We start from the raw sequence: 16,839 nt of genomic DNA on the forward strand, positions 1-16,839 counted from the left end.
TGATTAAGTTATCGGATACTATAGTTTTCTTGCCTTGATTACAAAAGTTACAGGAAGCATCTTTGCTTTTTTTTGCAAAATCGCTGTTATCGTCCCGCGATTGCATAATTTCATCATCAGATTGCTCAATCATTTGCTCAATGACAAATCCCGCTTTTGCCAACGCATTCACATAGGTTGATAGTTTACGGTCCGATAATGTTAGCGTACTTTCGTCAAGAGATACCGAATACCAAGATTCATCGAAATAACATTTTTTAAAAACAAGCATATTATTTTCTGCAACAACACATTTGTGTATAGGGTGAGACCAACTGAAAATAAATACGCCGTCTTTTTTTAGGTAAGATGTAATCCGGCAAAAAGTACCCTCAAGGTCGGTTGTCCAGCCTATGGCATAAATCGAATAAACAAAGTCAAAATATTCCTCTGGTATGCCACATTTTTCTTCCATGGGAGAACAGATTAATTTCGCTGAAAGACCGCACGCCGTCAAATATTACCGTGTCTTTTCGATTTGGTTTTCTGATATATCCATACCCCATAGTTCAGATGCTTTGCGTTCCCCCTGATATTGCAAAGATTGACCACTTCCACAGCCTATCTCCAGCATCTTTTTTCCTGAAACATCGCCAAAAAGTTGGCATTTTTCTTCTGAGACAAATGCTCCATAAAAAGGAAGTGCGGTTGCTCCTAAAACATCATTTCCTTTTGTATCCCAAAATAAGCTGTTTGTTTTATGAATAACTTTCTTATCCATGTCGACGGAGATGGCGACGCCAACCTCGCCAGCGCCTATAATGTTTGTTCTATAAACAGAATTATTGTCCATGCAGACACCCTCCCCAAAGATATAAATAATATGAGCCTAAACGTATATCCCGACTTGCGCGTTATCCCAATAACACATATCGAACACGAACACTCTGCGGTATTAACCATAGAATAAACTACCATTTTTCTATGAACAAATCCACCTAAAATCATCCATCCAGCGTCCATTTGAGAAATACTACTCGAAAAAACAGTAAGGATGTATATAAGAAGGAACTAGATGGAGAAGTTGAAGATTTGATTGTTGAACTTAACTTCAAATCAGGGGTAAAGGTGAATTCACCAGGCTCATTGCGCTAACGAGAAACGATAGCGTAAAAGCAAACCATCATCCGCAAAAATTTCTGTAAAGAAAAAAACCATTAAACTCTAAAAAAAGAGTAGATGGTTTTTCTTTTTATGTATGTGCATTGTTGGAAGGTAAACACCCTCGCCATATTTCCTGTCTACCATATACTGTTGATAGAAAGAAAAAGGAGGTGCAAGCAATGTCAAATCAATTTCTTGATTTACGAATCTCTGAAGCTAGTAATAGTAGCACAAGTGTTTCTCCAGTCCCTATCACACCTGCTCTTTTTGGAGATATTGGTCTTCAAACGGCAGCTGCTGTTGGAACATCGAATCAAAACAGTGTACGAGTAGCTTTGTGGGGAACAGTTGGAGTAAGTGCTTCTAGTGCAGGCTCTATTACAATCACTGTTGAAAGAAACAGTGGCAACACACCTGGTTCAGGCACCTTGATATACTAGTTACTGAATTAGCTGCTGATGCACTAAATCGCATTGTTACATTCCATGCAGATGACTTCCCTCCTTCAGTTGTAGTAACTGATCAAATTCGCTATACCATGTTTGTGGGTGCATCTGTAGCAGGAATTACACTCGATGGACCTATCAGCTTCGGTGGAATCGCATCAGCAGGTACTACAGATGATGTACCACCCGGGCCTCCCGAACCTGAAGGTTTCATTTATGTAGCCAACTTCAATAATAACGATGTTTCTGTGATTGAAGGAGCAACGAATACGGTGATTGCTACTATTCCTGTTGGGGGTAATCAAGCGGGAGTAGACGTAAATTCATTAACGGACCGAATCTATGTAGCAAATAGGGCCAGTGATGATGTTTCTGTAATTGATGGAGTAACCAATTCGGTGATTGCTGTCGTTCCAGTCGGAGATGAATCAGGGGACGCAGGGGTCAATAGTGCTACGAATGCCATTTATACAGCAATTTTAATTCAATGGAATTAACTGAAGACGTTACCGTGATAAGCGGATTGACCAATACGGTGGTTGCTACAATAACCATCCCCGGACTCAATTTATCAACGGGGATAAGCGCAAATCCATTAACTAACCGTATTTATGTATCCAATTTCACCAGTAATACGGTTTCAGTAATTGATGGTGCAACCAATACCGTGATTGCTACCGTTCCTGTTGGAACTACTCCGGGTGCAGTGGGGGTTAATCCTTCTACGAATGCGATTTACGTACCAAATCGGGATATGGATAATGTTTCCGTCATTAGTGGATTAACGAATACCGTGATTGCTACGATTCCAGTCGGGAATAATCCAAATGGCGTAGGCGTCAATCCAATAACCAATCGTATTTATGTAACCAATCAGGATGATAATACTGTTTCCGTGATTGACGGAGTAACCAATACGGTTATCGCTACCGTTCCGGTGGGAGCTCGTCCATTCGCCATTGGAGTAAATCCGTAGAATGCCTTGGGCATCAGGTAACGAGGTAGGGAGCCTTGGTCATGATCTTAAATAGGCGGTGATTTATATGATAGAAGTTCGAACAACAAAAGATTTATTGGAACAGTTGTCAAACATGAGTAAAGAGAATTCTATATGCCAAGTCTTTATTCCGGGAAAAGGAAAATTTACGATTGTACTTCAACAGGAAGACTATCGTTCTACTGTACCAGTTATTCATTCAAATCCGTATTTAAAACAAATGGTCAGTGACAGTATGGAAGCAGAGAAAGAGGGGCGCGCCAAGTTAGCATCTGAATTAGTGAGGAATCCTTTTCTCTAAAGTCAAATACCCTCCATAAAGATGGTAAAGCCTCTCACTAATTTATCTTAACCGTTCCGCTCAAATTTGAATTTTGATAGAAGCCCTGTATCAAGCAATCTATCCGAAAAAATGAAAAGAAAGTGGCCCAGTAGGACACTTTCTATATGGACTTGCTTTTTACACTTTTATATCCGTTGATACTGCTAATTCTACCCATTCAGAAACCTGTTTGCTTATTAAAGCCACTTTGGTATGGAATACTTCTTGTGCATCGGTTCCCAAGCAATTCATAGGCAGTGTGGACATGATTCAGAGTGTAATTCCTTAATTCGAAATATTTTCAGGTGGCGGTTCATTTCTTGAATCGTTCACCTACCCATGAAACAAATGGCGGATTACAATTCTAGAGGCTTATTAAGAAGGAGTATAAGATAAACTGGCGCTAAATGAGAGTTGGGTGATATCAGCTGCTGAGGGATCAGTTTCAGCAAGCGTCCTTACACGAATACCAATACGATCACCCGCAGCAACTACTAATGAACCCCCAACATTTATATTCGTTGCGGTTCGGAAACCGGGTGGGTTTCCAGGTATAATGACCGTATTCGGAAATCCGAATCTAACCGAACTAGTCAGCGGAGTTGTCACGTAAGGTGAAGAACTATGATCAATCCCATTATTAGGAACTGACGGTGCGAGGAATACTGTAAAATCATATTGAAGACCGAGCGTATTAATAGAAGTCACAGAAGCAACCAATAAATCTGCACTTATTTGTAAATTTTGAACGGTACCCGCAAAGGGAATTGGGAAAGCAAAACCACCTGCTTCCGGTGGCATCGTTGATTCTCCAGTAGCGCCAATAACTTCAACCGTGTGACTACCAAAACCCATTAAAATTGGAGCAGCTGATACTACTGTAGCACCACTTATGATGATACCCGTTGAAAATGGAATTAATCCTCCTCCTGGTGGTCCTGCCGGACCAGTAGCTCCAATTGGACCAGGTATACCTTGAGGTCCTGTTGCTCCTGCTGGCCCTGCTGGCCCTGCTGGCCCTGCCAGTCCGGCTGCGCCAATTGCTCCTGCAATTCCTGCCAGTCCAGCTGGTCCGATTGCTCCTGCAATTCCCGCAAGACCAGCTGGTCCAATTGCTCCTGCAATTCCCGCAAGACCAGCTGGTCCAAGTGCTCCTGCAATACCTGCAAGACCAGCTGGTCCAAGTGCTCCTGCAAGACCAGCTGGTCCAGCTTCGCCAATTGCTCCTACAAGTCCTGCAAGACCAGCTGGTCCTAATGCTCCTGCAGTTCCAGTGGGTCCAGCTGCTGCTATTGCTCCTCCAAGTTCTTGAAGCAACTGCGGTCCTTCTAGTCCTGGAGGTCCTTGGGGCCCTCTAGGTCCTTCTGGTCCTGGAGGTCCTGGTGGACAATTACATCTTCCCATAGTCTCATCTCCCTATTATCAAATGTAATTTATCATATTAAAAACAAAAAAAGATAAACACACCAAATACCTATCAACTGAAATTTAGGCTAATAGAGTAATACATTCGCTGATTTTCTACTCATCTATGTTCTTGTCCCATAGCAATATGTCTATTCTGGCATTAGATAATAAAAGAGATCGATGGCTAGGGAGAGATGAGAGTGGTGAATCGTCCATTAATAGGTATTATGGTAACTAAAAGGAACAGTAGAAAAAGAATTTTGGAGCTTTATCAACGTTATCACAATTTAAACCTGAAACTATACGCCTTTACATCGGCAGATATACTTTGGAAGGAACAACGTATTATTGGACTTAGCCTGAAAAAAGGCGTATGGAAACAAAGTTCGTTTCCTTTTCCTCATGTCGTCTATAACCGCTGTTTTAACAAAAAATCAGTAACCATTCAACGACTAGAGAAGGAGATTGGTAGAAACAAATGTTTCAACAATATCAATTTTTTTAATAAATGGGATCTCTATAACCTATTAAAACAGTCAAATCTTAAACCCTATGTACCAGATACATTTATCTATAATGAAGTGAATGTATCAGAACTATTAGAGAAATATAAACTAGTATATATTAAGCCTTCTTACGGATCTAAGGGGGAGTCTGTGTATCGGGTCGAACTAAAGGATAATGGAGATAGTCACATCTCTTTGCACAGCTTGGCTCCAAGATATATTTGCAGAAAAAATGAAGGCATTCAGGAAAAATTGGATGTACTCAGACTAAAGAAATACATGGTTCAGCAGGGGATTCGTATGAGTCAACTTGATCATCAGTATTTTGATATCCGGGTACTTGTCCAAAAAGGTATTCTTGGAGAATGGACGGTTTCAACCATTACATGTAGAGTGGCTTATGAACATTACTTTAACACGAGTATGTGTGAAACCATTTATGATGTTGTTGAAATTCTTCCGCGGTTAGTTTCGCCGGAAAAAATCAATGAAATCCTCCGATCTCTGAATGAGATAAGTATAAAGGCCGCACAAGAAGCAGAAAGTCATATGGGTTCATTGGGAGAATTGAGTGTCGATTTTGTATTAGACGAACAAAGAAAGTTATGGATTATTGAACTTAACGGAAAACCCCAAAAAGATATATACGAAAACCTTAAGTGTTATAAACGCAAAATTTATAGTAGACCGATGGAATATGCTTATTATCTCTCTAAATTTGAGAGATAATAAGTTTTTTTCGAAATATGTATGTTTCGCTCATGATTCTGCAAAACCACACGTTTTTAATTTTCCACCAGAACCGACTCACATAGGCATTTCTTTTCGAATATACCTATTGTGAGTTTTGATTTCTGTTGACCGCTCTAACGGGGAACAATAGCACAATCACCAATTGCCTTTTTAGAAAGGGAACATAATGGACTTTTTAGGACGTGACTGGACTGAATTAGCTGTTGCGTGGCAAATTCAAATTATTCAAAGAAAAGATGAAGAAATACTTAAAGACATCGACGAAAAATTAAATGGAGCAATCAGTCTTAACGGAGTCCTAGATAATAATGTGATTGATGATGCTAGAAAATTTTTTGGCTCCTTTACAAAAAATGAAACGTTTAAGGTACCACTCTTTAAGGGATTGTTAGCCATTGAAGATCCTCATACATTCATTAAGTGCTTTAGATTGTTACTTCCTCATATGTGGGTCTAAGAATCCCAGTCCATTGAACTAACGCAGAACGATAGCTTAATCATCATCAGGAATAGGCTGCCGAGCAAATTGATCGGCAGCCTTCTCAGTTAAACATTCCTGTTAGGGCTAAGAAATAGCCTTTGTCAAAAAAGGAGCGCCTCGGTATGATGGGTTTGTCGACGGGTTTGTAACCCAATACCATCAAGGAGGCGCTCTCACTATGAAGTTTAAACAAACAGACGGACAAAATCAACGTATTGAACGAATTACCACTTCTCATCTTGTTGTGGGCATCGACATTGCAAAGGAAACTCATGTCGCACAAGCGACTAATTTTCGTGGCATCGTACTTTCAAATCGTCATCTCACATTCTCAAATACAATTGAAGGCTTCGAAAAATTAATACGGTGGATCGATGGACTGAAACAGAAACACCGTTTACAGGGACTCATCATTGGCATGGAGCCGACTGGACATTACGGGTCAAACCTGGCTAATTGGCTTGCCGACAAGGGCATATACGTTGTCATGGTGAATCCGGCCACCACCAAAAGAAACAAGGAGAATCGCGACAATAGTCCATCTAAGAATGATCCGAAGGATGCGCTTGTCATTGCCGACGTAGTCAGCCGAGGATTTTACTATGAATACTCTCGACAAGCTGCAGTCTTTCAAAGGTTGCGAACAATGATGAGTGATCGGGAGTATTGGGTGACAAATAGTGTACGGCTGCAGAACCGAATCATCCGCTGGATAGATATTCGCTTCCCTGAGTATTTTTCTGTGTTTAAAGATTGGACCTGCAAACGTTCCTTGGCTACGCTTAAGGAATTCCCATTTCCGCAGGATATAGAGTCTCTGTCCGTATCTGAGGTGATCACCGCTTGGAGAGCGCATATGCAGCGAGCCGGTGGTTCCACTGGCATGCAGAAAGCTGCGCAACTTATCTCTCTAGCTAAGCGAAGTGTAGGCGACAAGACTGCTTCCAATGAAGCGAATCAGGATTTACACCGACTATTGCAAGAGTTCGAAAGGATTGTTGAAATACTAGATGAAATTGAACAAGATATCCAAAAATTGCTCTGTGAAATTCCTATGGCCGATCAGCTTCGATCTATCAAAGGCCTAGGCTCAATCTGTACGGCAGCTATTCTTTCAGGTGCTGGTGACCTTAGACAGTATGCGCATGGGCGTCAATTATTGCGTAAAGCAGGCTTGAACCTAGCCGAAAGCACGTCGGGAAAACGTAAAGGACAGATCGTGCTTTCTAAAAGAGGCGATGCCACGCTGCGAAAATATCTATACCTGGCCACGATCCAGCTCGTAGGGAATAATCCTGTGTTCCGACAGTTGCATGAGAATAATGTTCAAATCAAGCATATGAAGAAGCAACAGTCTGTATTTAAACTGCTTGGAAAACTGGCACGAATCATCATTAGTATTGTTCAAAAAGGAGAAACTTTTTCTCCTGAGATAGCTGCCCCAACGTTAACACAAGCTGCTTAAACGAACTAAATGATCACATAGATTGACTCATTCGCAGGATTTCAAAAAGAAAGCATGGAGAACCGAGCTACTGCCCGGCAAGGGCTTCAGACCCGTCCGCTAAACGCTATCGGTCTCCACGCCTTGGTCAGGTGTAACGAAGGAATGTAAGGGCATAGACCCGTTGAGCTATGGGATGGTAAACACCAAGGAAATTGTGGAGTATGCGTGCAGAAGAATAGCACTTGGAGAAATGTACCACACGTTTCTTCTGTTCCCGTATATCCAAAAATGGAACGACGGTGTCTAACAAGCTTACTTTCTAGAGTACAGCTGTTATACAAGGCGACGAAATCCTGCGAATGAGTGAGTAAATGTGAGATAAACCTTTAAAACCGAGGGACGGGCAGTAGAGTGGAATATAAAGACTGGAATTCTGTAAAATTATGGAACTTTCGTGAGTGTTGAACGTCTAAATAATATTAGTAACTTACAGGAATGTGGTTCAATGGAAAATAATAACGAAACCTAGCCTGAAAGTAAGTAAACAAAACGGCAACCAACGATATTGACAAACGGTTTCGCAAGTATCTGAAAAATGTTAGGGGGGTGATGATTAATATGGGGAATATCGAGCAACTCATTATGAATATCATCATGTTTCTTTTTTCCAAGCATAGGCGTTTAGTGTTTACTGCATTCAATCAATCGAAATATTATGATGCGGTAAATAAATTAAAAAGTCATGGCATTTCCTATCGCAGCCGAATAACAAGTCATGACACGGGTACAGTGGGTTCAGGCAGAAATGATAACAGCCAATACGACATCTATGTCAAAAAGGATGAGGTATATCTCGCGGAGAAGGCTATAAATAGCTAGCGGTTTAATAATAAAAAATGCTGTTGTACGGCAGCATTTCGTTGAGCTAATGGGAAACGATAGTTAAACGAAACAAGGAGCCGCGGAAGCTGCTCCTTTTGTCATTAAGCTATTGGGCAGTAGAGCGTGGAAATTAGACCCATAAAAAAAGCCCATGTTATGGTAGTATTGAATTAGGCTCTTTAAATGGCGAGTATATCCGAGGTGTGCAAAATGGACAATTGGGTTTCTTTATCAAGTGAACTATATCGGCTAGTATGGGATAAATTTTATGAACATTTCAATTTTAAACCTAGTATTCATAGTAGTGATTGGCCTTCCTTTAGTTTACCATCTCCTTACATTACTTATAAAATAACTAGTTACATGGACGATGACATAGACGATTTAGAGAGAAAGTGTGTTGCATGCCTTAAAGCAGTGACTGAACCAGACGAATATCTGTATGCCTTAGACTGGCAACACGAATCGTTTCAATATAATCCTCATTTGGGTCCACCGAGTACTATTTCCTTTTATCCAGATGGTGATTATTATCTCTTTATAAATAAACAAGCGGACTCTAAACATTAAACCAACAGATCAATATTGAACAAATAACACAGAATGGCTGCCGCCAATAAATCCGGCAGCCTATTCAGCTAAAGGGCAGGTTAAGAAACCCAAGAGTCACAGTTCGTGGTAATATCTCTTGATGGAACGTACAACTCTCACAGTGTAGTTGACCACGATGAAACGTATATAAAAATATAGGTCTTGTTTTCAAGGAGGTAAAACATGGATTACATTTCACTGAAAGAAGCGATGTTAAAGGTGAAACGGTGGCCTAAAGATACCATAGCGGCGGGTCGTCGTCATACCGTTGGGCTTAAATCTGACGGCACGGTGACGGCTGTGGGTGATAATAAATATGGCCAATGTGATGTAAGCGGCTGGTGCGATATTGTGGCGGTCGCGGCTGGTAATGTTCATATGGCGACGAACACGGGTAATGCTCATACAATCGGTCTTAAATCTGACAGTACTGTGGCGGCTTTGGGTTGGAATAAGTATGACCAATGCTATGTAAACGACTGGCGCGATATTGTAGCGGTTGCGGCGGGTTGGCGTCGTACCATTGGGCTTAAATCGGATGGCACGGTGGTAGCAGTGGGCCGAAATAATGAAGGTGAATGCAATGTAAGCGGCTGGCATGATATTGTGGAGGTCGCGGCGGGTGACTGGCATACCATCGGTCTTAAATTGGACGGCACGGTGACGGCTGTGGGTAATAATCGATATCGCCAATGCAATGTAAGCGGCTGGTGCGATATTGTGGAGGTCGCGGCGGGTTATCTTCATACAATCGGTCTTAAATCGGACGGTACGGTGACGGCTGTAGGTTTGAATAAACATGACCAATGCGATGTAAGCGGCTGGCGCGGTATTGTGGCGATAGCGCGGGTAGTAATCATACCATCGGCCTTAAATCGGACGGTACTGTGGCGGCTGTGGGTTGGAATGAGCATGGCCAATGCAATGTAAGTGGCTGGCGCGATATTGTGGCGGTTGCGGCGGGTTGCGCTCATACTCTCGGCCTTAAATCGGACGGCACGGTGGTTGCTGTGGGTGATAATGAATATGGCCAATGCGATGTAAGCGGTTGGCGTGGCATCCAACTGCCCGGCAATTAGTTTTCAATATTAATAATAAAATACACAGCGCAACTTAGGAGATGAGAGCTCAATAAACAACACCACGAAGCTGCCGCAGATCGATCGGTGGCTTCGTTGCGTTAACGGCGAACAATAGCAAAACGACTACAAAGAAAAGGCAACCGTGATAGGCTGCCTTTTCTCAACTACCATGAAAATTAAAAATCTGGCAGTCGATGAAAAAGAACAGCACTAAAGAAGACGCGGCTCATTCATTTTTTAAAAATATGCAACGCCTAGGATATTGGTATTCTCGTAGATCAGGAGACTTCTGAAATTGTAACGTTGTAGCCTAAGGTTTCGAGTCTTCGAACTGAGTTCCGTACAATAGCTCCAAGTTTTTGCTTATCAAAATAATCTTCACCTAAGTCTACATACATCTCTTTTCTTGTCAGCAGATAATAAGCGATTCTTAGCATGGCGTGGGCTACAACAATGGCTGCTCTTTTCCTACCTTTTCGTGCTAATGTTCGCCTATACATAGCACCAAGATAGTTTTTGGAAGCACCTACGGAATGCGCAGCTTCTGTTAATGCAGATTTTAAATATTTGTTTCCTTTCTTTCCCTTTGAAGACTTCCGTTTGCCCGCGCTCTCATTATGTCCAGGTACGAGTGCTGCCCAAGAACAGAAGTGAGCCGCACTTGGAAATTGGTTTTTAATATTTGTTCCTATTTCAGCTAAGATTTGTTCAGCCATTCGAGTGGCAATTCCAGGTATAGAATCTAATCGCTCTATGTCTTCCTGATCTGGGATGACTCTCTGGGCAACCTCTTGATCTAACATCTCAATTTGTTCAGTCAGAAAGTCAATATGGCTTAAAATGGTTTTAATCATCAAGCGTTGGTGAGGATTGACGTAGCCTCGAAGAGCAAGTTCGAGTTCTTCTTTTTTCTTTTTCATAGTGCGTCGAGCGAAGCTTGCTAATTTCTCAGGATCTTCTTCACCGTCTGCGATGGCGTGAAGCATGTCTTTAGACGAGACCCCCATAATATCTGAAACCACAGATCCCAGTTTGATATTTGCTCCCTCTAGCACTTTTTGAATCCGATTATGTTGTCGGGCTCGTTCTTCAATGATGCTTCGGCGATAGCGAACTAGTTCTCTTAATTCTCGTTGAATTCGGTTTGGAATGAAACTAGCTTTCAGAAGTCCATGACGAAGAAGTTGGGCGATCCATTCAGCATCTTTGACATCTGTTTTACGTCCTGGGAGAGCTTTCATATGCTGAGCATCCACGACAAGAAACTCAATATCTTCAGCTTCTAATAGGTTAACAATTGGTTTCCAGAAAACGCCTGTACTCTCCATCGCTACGTGGGTACACCCATGCTTTTTAAGTTTGAATCTCCTTTCCTTCAGGTGTCATCGTACATGCGGTAATGGAATCCTTATGTACATCCATACCACATGCTCGCTCAATGATAATATCCATTGAAATAATCCTTTCTACGGCTCTGAATATTGGGGCTGGTGCAAAAACCAAAATAGGATTAATCTACCATGCGTGCTTCCCGAAAGGGAGCGACATTCTGTGATGCACCGTGGTCGTTGGAGTCAGACTAACGGATGGGCTCTAACGCACCATAGTTGATCGACCTTCCTCACCCAGCCGTAGTAGAAGTATTCACGGATTTTATCCATTTTCATCCTCTGTGGTGCAGCGCTGATATTGCGCTGCATGTATGGCTAACGAGGAACGATAGTGGAATAAAGAGGGAGCAGATAACCACGGCAGCTGCTTCCCTCGTTTCATTGAAGTACGTCTAGGACTTTATTTTCTCATCCATGGCTATCGCTGTTTCAATACTTTTTTTACTGAGTCTGACGGCGGTTTTATGATTGGAAAAGCATGAGGACTAAACACATTCAGTCTAATAAGGACCGCGCTCGGCCGGGCGCTTCCGGAGCGACGTCTGTCGATGGAAATCTGGAAGAAATCGAGGGACCGGTTGCCAACGATGGAGATCCATAAGGACCGAGTGAGCAGCATGCAGCCGCCCCCGAACGAAGAAAAAATCGGAGTCTTCATACGTTCCTATGAGCAAAATCCTATCTGAGCTTAAGGTTAACTGCTAAGAAGATACCGTAAAAATATATCCCATCTTGAAACATTTTCCAAATCACTGCGTCTACATCATTGTAAGAAATGATAAAAACAAAAGGATGTGTAAGAGTGAACTGGAAAAATATTTATATAACGGTGTCGTTACTCTGCCTGTTGCAGCCGTTTTCAGCTACATCAGGCGTGCAAGCTGCAAGCAATACGGTAAAAGTAAGGATTCCTGATTTCCCGGTTCAGATAAATGGACAGATCATCGATAATCAGCAAAGCAAATATCCGTTCCTGTTATATAAAGATATTACTTACATGCCGCTGACTTGGGATAATACGCAAGAACTCGGCATTCAGATTGCATTTGATTCCGAGAATGGCCTGATGATAGGGCAGGGAGGCGGGTCTCATAGCGGCGGATGGTACGGCTTGAAGCTGACGAAGTTTGAGCAGGATCTATCCGCATCTAACTCCTTGTCCCGCAGTTATACCGCATCGATGCCTGGCTTTCCGATTATCATTACGGATAATTACATCGACAATTGGGATGAGACCTTTCCGCTGTTGGAGTTTCAAGACGTTACTTACATGCCGCTGACCTGGACTTATGTTCATGAATGGTTGAAACTGGACATTCTCTGGGATTCTGTCAATGGCTTGAACATTATTGGCAATCAGGAGCAGATATTGGATCGCATCTATTATGATGATAAGGATTATCTATACTTCTACCCTAACCTGGTAACAAATAAATCGCTGGGAAGCATCAAGGTGAAGAAGACCTTGGAGGAGAAGCCCGTATGGATGACCTAGGAGGAGACGGAGCAGCATAACTCCGCGATCAAAAAGTTGCTAGATCAGTATGCTGGTCAATCCGCCCGGCTCGATAAAAAGGAAGACGGGCTTTATTACCAAGGCATGAAGCTGCTGACCAAGGAGGAGATTACCGTTGACTCCAACGCGGCGGGGAATCCGACGCTCAGTAGTTTATCGGCTACACTTTACAAGCTTACGGAACAGATGTCGCTACTAGCCGTAAGCAAGGTAATCGGTTTCGGAGCTGGACATAACATGTCGGATGATCACCTTTATCTGATCCGGGACGGCAAGGCCAAGGATATCGAGTCCTTTCAGCAGATTCCGGACAGAGTCATTCCGAATGCCGACGGCAGCTTCTGGATAATTAGTAACGGAAAAGCAGTCATGCGCGGACGTATTTCTGGAGGTACACGTAAGCTGGCACTGCTTGACGCTCAAGGTAACATTCGCCTAGCTAATGATGTGTTGAACGAGTCTGATATCATTGTTCAAGGCCTGAACAATCCGGGCTTGAGGCAGCTTACGGATAAGGATGGGCGTCTGATGATTCTGCGATTCGGTTCTACAGTCGATTTTCAAGTACAAGATACGCTTGGCTTTTATCTGTTGGATACCAGCTTTCAAGTGGAGAAGCAGGAGGTTTACAACGAGCTTGCAAAAGATGCCAAGGAGCAGTACCGATTGACCGAGATATATATGGGAATCGACCGGGACCTCTACCTACGGAGCCGGATCGACAATACGATGATCAACTACACAAAGAATATAAGAGGCATGTGGTACGATCATGAGATGTTAGAAACCGAATAGTAAGACCTCTTCCCAGTCGGATGGGGGCGTTATTGATGAAAGAAAATATTAGATCCAACAAGGCTCTTTGCGTAAAACGCATAACGAATAAGATCAAAAGTATGGCAAAGAAGCCATGAATATTATTATTAAGTGAGCTTTTGTCCCCCGAAACACATCATATATGGGTGGATGTGAATGATTTTAATCGACGTGCATGCATTTTTATGAATCAGTTGGTTTTATTTATGAAGGAAGACTCTGGGATAGTTTCTTCAAGGGCAATGGATATGAACTCCTTGTATTAATGTCTGTCCTTAGACCTTAGTATAAGGGGTAAGTTATTGAGCTAACGGAAAAGTATGACAAGTTCTGCTATAAGCGACTAACTTCGTGAAAAGCAGGAGATTACAATGAGTAATCTTAACTTTACAACCGAGGATGGGAATGACGGAACCATGTATCCCGAAACCATTCCGCCAATACTCCTGCGCGCGTCATGACTAACAGGTCATGTGGTGTGAAGTACAGGTAGATTCGGCAGAACGAAGGCTGAAGCCATTCGAATAGAAAAGGTATGTGGGCGGATATGCCGCGTGGCTGAAAAACTGGATATGGTGAGAATGTTCAAACAGACTGAACTGACGAACTTCCGAATGTACAGGTCTAAAGTTAGAACATATGGAAACATATGTACCAACAAACGATGGGGTGGGCGGCGTAAAGTAAAAATTTTTTCTATGAAATACGCTATGCCGAACAATGGCGGCATTGGTCTCGCAGGCTTAGAGGAAGCACCTAAGTCCAGAAAGAATAGCTAGGATGTAAGGGACTTGGAAAGCAAGGGACGTTGCAACAAGGGCTGTTACCCGAAACGGTTGTTATAACAGATAAACCCTTAAAACCGAGGGACGGTCAGTATAGTTTAGTTATAAACGTACTTTCCAAAAAAGTGTGTGGTAAACTGTTCGAAGCACGACACTTGAGGGGGATGAAAGAAGAACTATGGAAGACTCTGTAGTTATACAAGCAGAACGAATTGCAGGCGATTTTCATCTGGAACAAGTAAAAACTTCATATCAGATCATAGGTAAAGGCATCACAAATCAGGTTTGCGTAGTCGAGACGGAGAGTCGCAAAGTTGTTGTCCGCATGAACAATAAAGATACATATCCAAGCTATATGAAGGAAAAATGGTGTATCGAGCAAGCAGCCGCGATCGGCATTCCAGGACCTGAGGTGTTGTCCATTGGTATAGTTGATGAAACCGCATATATGATTCAAGCTTTTGTTGATGGAGACAACGGGTCAGACAGTACGGTTCTCAAGTCCGATGTTTGGTGGCAGATTGGAAAATACGCCAAACTTATACATTCTATCCCAGTGAAGGGGTATGGGGAAAATCTGATTGATCCCGTCCATGGTGAGTTTCATTCACCTTCTCATGCAGGATCGGACGGCAGTTGGCAAGGGTATGTGCAGTATAATATCAATAGTTTGACGGAGTCTGATCGGTTGATTGAGCTTGGAGTAATCACTCAGATGAAATCGCAGAGAGTAAGAAAACTGTTCGAGAATTTGAAGAAAGAAACGTTCCGCTTCGGTTTAAACCATGGAGATATCTCATTAAAGAATACGATTGTCAATCAGGAAAACCAAGTTATATTGCTGGATTGGGAAAGTGCAGGAGTAAGCGTGGTACCGCATGGAGCTGTTATTCAATTGATGCATTACCAAATACTGGGACTGAAAGAAGGCCCAAATATTGAGGAATTCAAAGCGTTTTTAGACGGGTACGGTATAAGTGAAGAAGACCTTGCTGATATGAGACATTTGCTGCTATTGAGAGCGTTCGATAACCTCAGGTGGGCTATTGATCGAAGTCCGGACCTGATCGAATCCTATGCTGCGTTCGCGAAACAAGTCGTTGACATGATTATGGATTAGCAGAGATTGAGCGATGTTTTTGTATCTCAATCTAACCAAGGGTGAAGAAAATGATTGAACTAACGGAAACGATAGCACAATAATAAAACAGGCTGCCTGCATACTAGCATACTGGTAGCCTGTTCAAGTAACGGGCAGATAGTTCAATAATGTTAAAGGGTTTAGGTTGCTGTATCTCTAACGGGGAACTATAGTTGAGGAGCCTGTTTAGCGGTAGCTCCTCATTTTTATATTGAGGACGGGCAGTATAGCAGAGTTAATCACATCATTCAAATTACATAAAAAGGTAATTGTGGTTGCTCGTCGAATATATCTTTAGGATTTATGTAAAAACAATTGGAGGTATTGCTATGGAAGAAATCAAAATAAAAGGACCCACCATGGTATTACTTGTCAGTAATTTAGAAGATTCAATCGAATATTATAAGAAACTTGGATTCAAGTATGAACTAATTGGTGGACCTGATGTACAACATGTCCATATGAGTAGAGACGCGGTTACTTTCATTTTACATCCTGCGAAGAATAAAAGTGATGTTAAGCCCTTTTCCTCGGTCGAAGGTGGATTATACTTTGACGCTTTTTGTTATACAGATGTAAGACGAATTCTTGAGGAGTTTAAAACAAAAGGAATAGAAATTGTTAAAGGACATGATTTAAATGACTTTTTTAGTGAATTTACGATTAAAGATCCAGATGGATATAGAATTTCATTCGGTGGATAGAATCTGGCAATCAATACCTTCGTTACGCAACGGAAAACTATAGTTGAGGGGCTTGCTTCGCGGCAACTCCTCTTTTGTTTGCGATATCAAAAGATTATAGAGGCAAAGGCTACACCACCCAAGCCGCACAAGGAATTATTAATTATTTGTTTGAGAACACCAATATTGAGGTACTTAACGCTATAGCTATAATACGTAACATACCATCGAACAGAGTAATACAAAAATGTGGTTTCGATTTTCTAAACATGATTGAGATTAAAAACGAGAATTATAATTATTACAAACTTACTGCTGCGTTATTGTCTATTATAATTGAAAGAGCATGACTTTTGGCATAGAGCATGAAATTTATCATGCTTTATCGATCAAATGTTGTGCTCTTTTTGATGTAAAGACATGACTTTCCACAGGTTTGCATGCGCGCTA

Annotated in this window: 16 protein-coding genes and 3 pseudogenes; 16 read left to right on the forward strand and 3 right to left on the reverse strand. The window is 42.0% G+C overall.

Annotated elements, in window-relative coordinates:
- Positions 1–18 precede the first annotated feature (18 nt).
- Positions 19–832 (reverse strand): annotated as a pseudogene (locus QFZ77_RS22385) (class I SAM-dependent methyltransferase).
- A 490-nt stretch (positions 833–1,322) separates the two neighbouring features.
- Here QFZ77_RS22385 and QFZ77_RS22390 point away from each other — a divergent pair.
- The 4 genes from QFZ77_RS22390 to QFZ77_RS22405 all read left to right on the forward strand — a co-directional run bounded on the left by QFZ77_RS22390 (position 1,323) and on the right by QFZ77_RS22405 (position 2,887).
- The gene (locus QFZ77_RS22390; RefSeq protein WP_307442782.1) at positions 1,323–1,583 is read left to right on the forward strand and encodes a hypothetical protein; all 261 of its coding nucleotides are present in this window, start codon (positions 1,323–1,325) and stop codon (positions 1,581–1,583) included.
- Positions 1,584–1,681: 98 nt separating this feature from the next.
- A complete protein-coding gene (locus tag QFZ77_RS22395) occupies positions 1,682–2,086 on the forward strand; it encodes a YncE family protein (protein ID WP_307442784.1) in 405 nt (134 codons plus the stop codon).
- Positions 2,077–2,565 carry a beta-propeller fold lactonase family protein gene (locus QFZ77_RS22400; RefSeq protein WP_307442786.1) on the forward strand — a complete coding sequence of 163 codons (489 nt, stop codon included), beginning with the start codon at positions 2,077–2,079 and terminating at the stop codon, positions 2,563–2,565. The genes QFZ77_RS22395 and QFZ77_RS22400 overlap by 10 nt, the downstream gene beginning before the upstream one ends.
- 67 nt (positions 2,566–2,632) lie before the next feature.
- Positions 2,633–2,887, forward strand: a complete 255-nt coding sequence (locus tag QFZ77_RS22405) for a hypothetical protein (RefSeq protein WP_307442787.1) — start codon at positions 2,633–2,635, stop codon at positions 2,885–2,887.
- A gap of 396 nt (positions 2,888–3,283) precedes the next feature.
- Here QFZ77_RS22405 and QFZ77_RS22410 read toward each other — a convergent pair whose 3' ends face one another.
- Positions 3,284–4,312, reverse strand: coding sequence for a hypothetical protein (locus QFZ77_RS22410; protein ID WP_307442788.1), 1,029 nt, complete (start codon positions 4,310–4,312; stop codon positions 3,284–3,286).
- 197 nt (positions 4,313–4,509) lie between these two features.
- On the opposite strand from QFZ77_RS22410, the gene QFZ77_RS22415 reads away from it, so the two are divergent.
- From QFZ77_RS22415 to QFZ77_RS22440, 6 genes and pseudogenes are all read left to right on the forward strand, one after another.
- Positions 4,510–5,550: a YheC/YheD family endospore coat-associated protein gene (locus QFZ77_RS22415; RefSeq protein ID WP_307442790.1), complete on the forward strand. Its 1,041-nt coding sequence runs from the start codon at positions 4,510–4,512 to the stop codon at positions 5,548–5,550.
- Positions 5,551–5,740: 190 nt separating this feature from the next.
- Complete coding sequence (locus QFZ77_RS22420) at positions 5,741–6,031, forward strand: hypothetical protein (RefSeq protein ID WP_307442792.1); 291 nt, start codon at positions 5,741–5,743, stop codon at positions 6,029–6,031.
- A gap of 202 nt (positions 6,032–6,233) precedes the next feature.
- Positions 6,234–7,520: an IS110 family RNA-guided transposase gene (locus tag QFZ77_RS22425; RefSeq protein WP_307442794.1), complete on the forward strand. Its 1,287-nt coding sequence runs from the start codon at positions 6,234–6,236 to the stop codon at positions 7,518–7,520.
- A 600-nt stretch (positions 7,521–8,120) separates the two neighbouring features.
- Entirely contained in the window at positions 8,121–8,381 is a 261-nt protein-coding gene (locus tag QFZ77_RS22430; protein WP_052229134.1) for a hypothetical protein, read from the forward strand.
- 213 nt (positions 8,382–8,594) lie between these two features.
- Complete coding sequence (locus QFZ77_RS22435; RefSeq protein ID WP_307442797.1) at positions 8,595–8,954, forward strand: DUF2716 domain-containing protein; 360 nt, start codon at positions 8,595–8,597, stop codon at positions 8,952–8,954.
- 204 nt (positions 8,955–9,158) lie between these two features.
- A pseudogene (locus tag QFZ77_RS22440) lies at positions 9,159–10,054 on the forward strand (RCC1 domain-containing protein).
- A gap of 281 nt (positions 10,055–10,335) precedes the next feature.
- Here QFZ77_RS22440 and QFZ77_RS22445 read toward each other — a convergent pair.
- A pseudogene (locus tag QFZ77_RS22445) lies at positions 10,336–11,509 on the reverse strand (IS110 family RNA-guided transposase).
- Between the two features lie 417 nt (positions 11,510–11,926).
- Here QFZ77_RS22445 and QFZ77_RS22450 point away from each other — a divergent pair.
- The 6 genes from QFZ77_RS22450 (at position 11,927) to QFZ77_RS22475 (ending at position 16,739) form a co-directional block, all read left to right on the forward strand.
- Positions 11,927–12,049, forward strand: a complete 123-nt coding sequence (locus tag QFZ77_RS22450) for a hypothetical protein (RefSeq protein ID WP_307442799.1) — start codon at positions 11,927–11,929, stop codon at positions 12,047–12,049.
- 201 nt (positions 12,050–12,250) lie between these two features.
- Positions 12,251–12,943, forward strand: a complete 693-nt coding sequence (locus tag QFZ77_RS22455) for a hypothetical protein (protein ID WP_307442800.1) — start codon at positions 12,251–12,253, stop codon at positions 12,941–12,943.
- A gap of 36 nt (positions 12,944–12,979) precedes the next feature.
- The gene (locus QFZ77_RS22460) at positions 12,980–13,759 is read left to right on the forward strand and encodes a hypothetical protein (protein WP_307442801.1); all 780 of its coding nucleotides are present in this window, start codon (positions 12,980–12,982) and stop codon (positions 13,757–13,759) included.
- A 984-nt stretch (positions 13,760–14,743) separates the two neighbouring features.
- On the forward strand, positions 14,744–15,685 hold the full coding sequence (locus tag QFZ77_RS22465) for an aminoglycoside phosphotransferase family protein (RefSeq protein WP_307442803.1): 942 nt from the start codon (positions 14,744–14,746) through the stop codon (positions 15,683–15,685).
- A gap of 350 nt (positions 15,686–16,035) precedes the next feature.
- Complete coding sequence (locus QFZ77_RS22470; protein WP_307442804.1) at positions 16,036–16,410, forward strand: VOC family protein; 375 nt, start codon at positions 16,036–16,038, stop codon at positions 16,408–16,410.
- Positions 16,411–16,484: 74 nt separating this feature from the next.
- Positions 16,485–16,739, forward strand: coding sequence for a GNAT family N-acetyltransferase (locus QFZ77_RS22475; RefSeq protein WP_307442805.1), 255 nt, complete (start codon positions 16,485–16,487; stop codon positions 16,737–16,739).
- Positions 16,740–16,839 lie beyond the last annotated feature (100 nt).

This window comes from Paenibacillus sp. V4I3 (assembly GCF_030817215.1).
GTDB lineage: Bacteria > Bacillota > Bacilli > Paenibacillales > NBRC-103111 > Paenibacillus_E.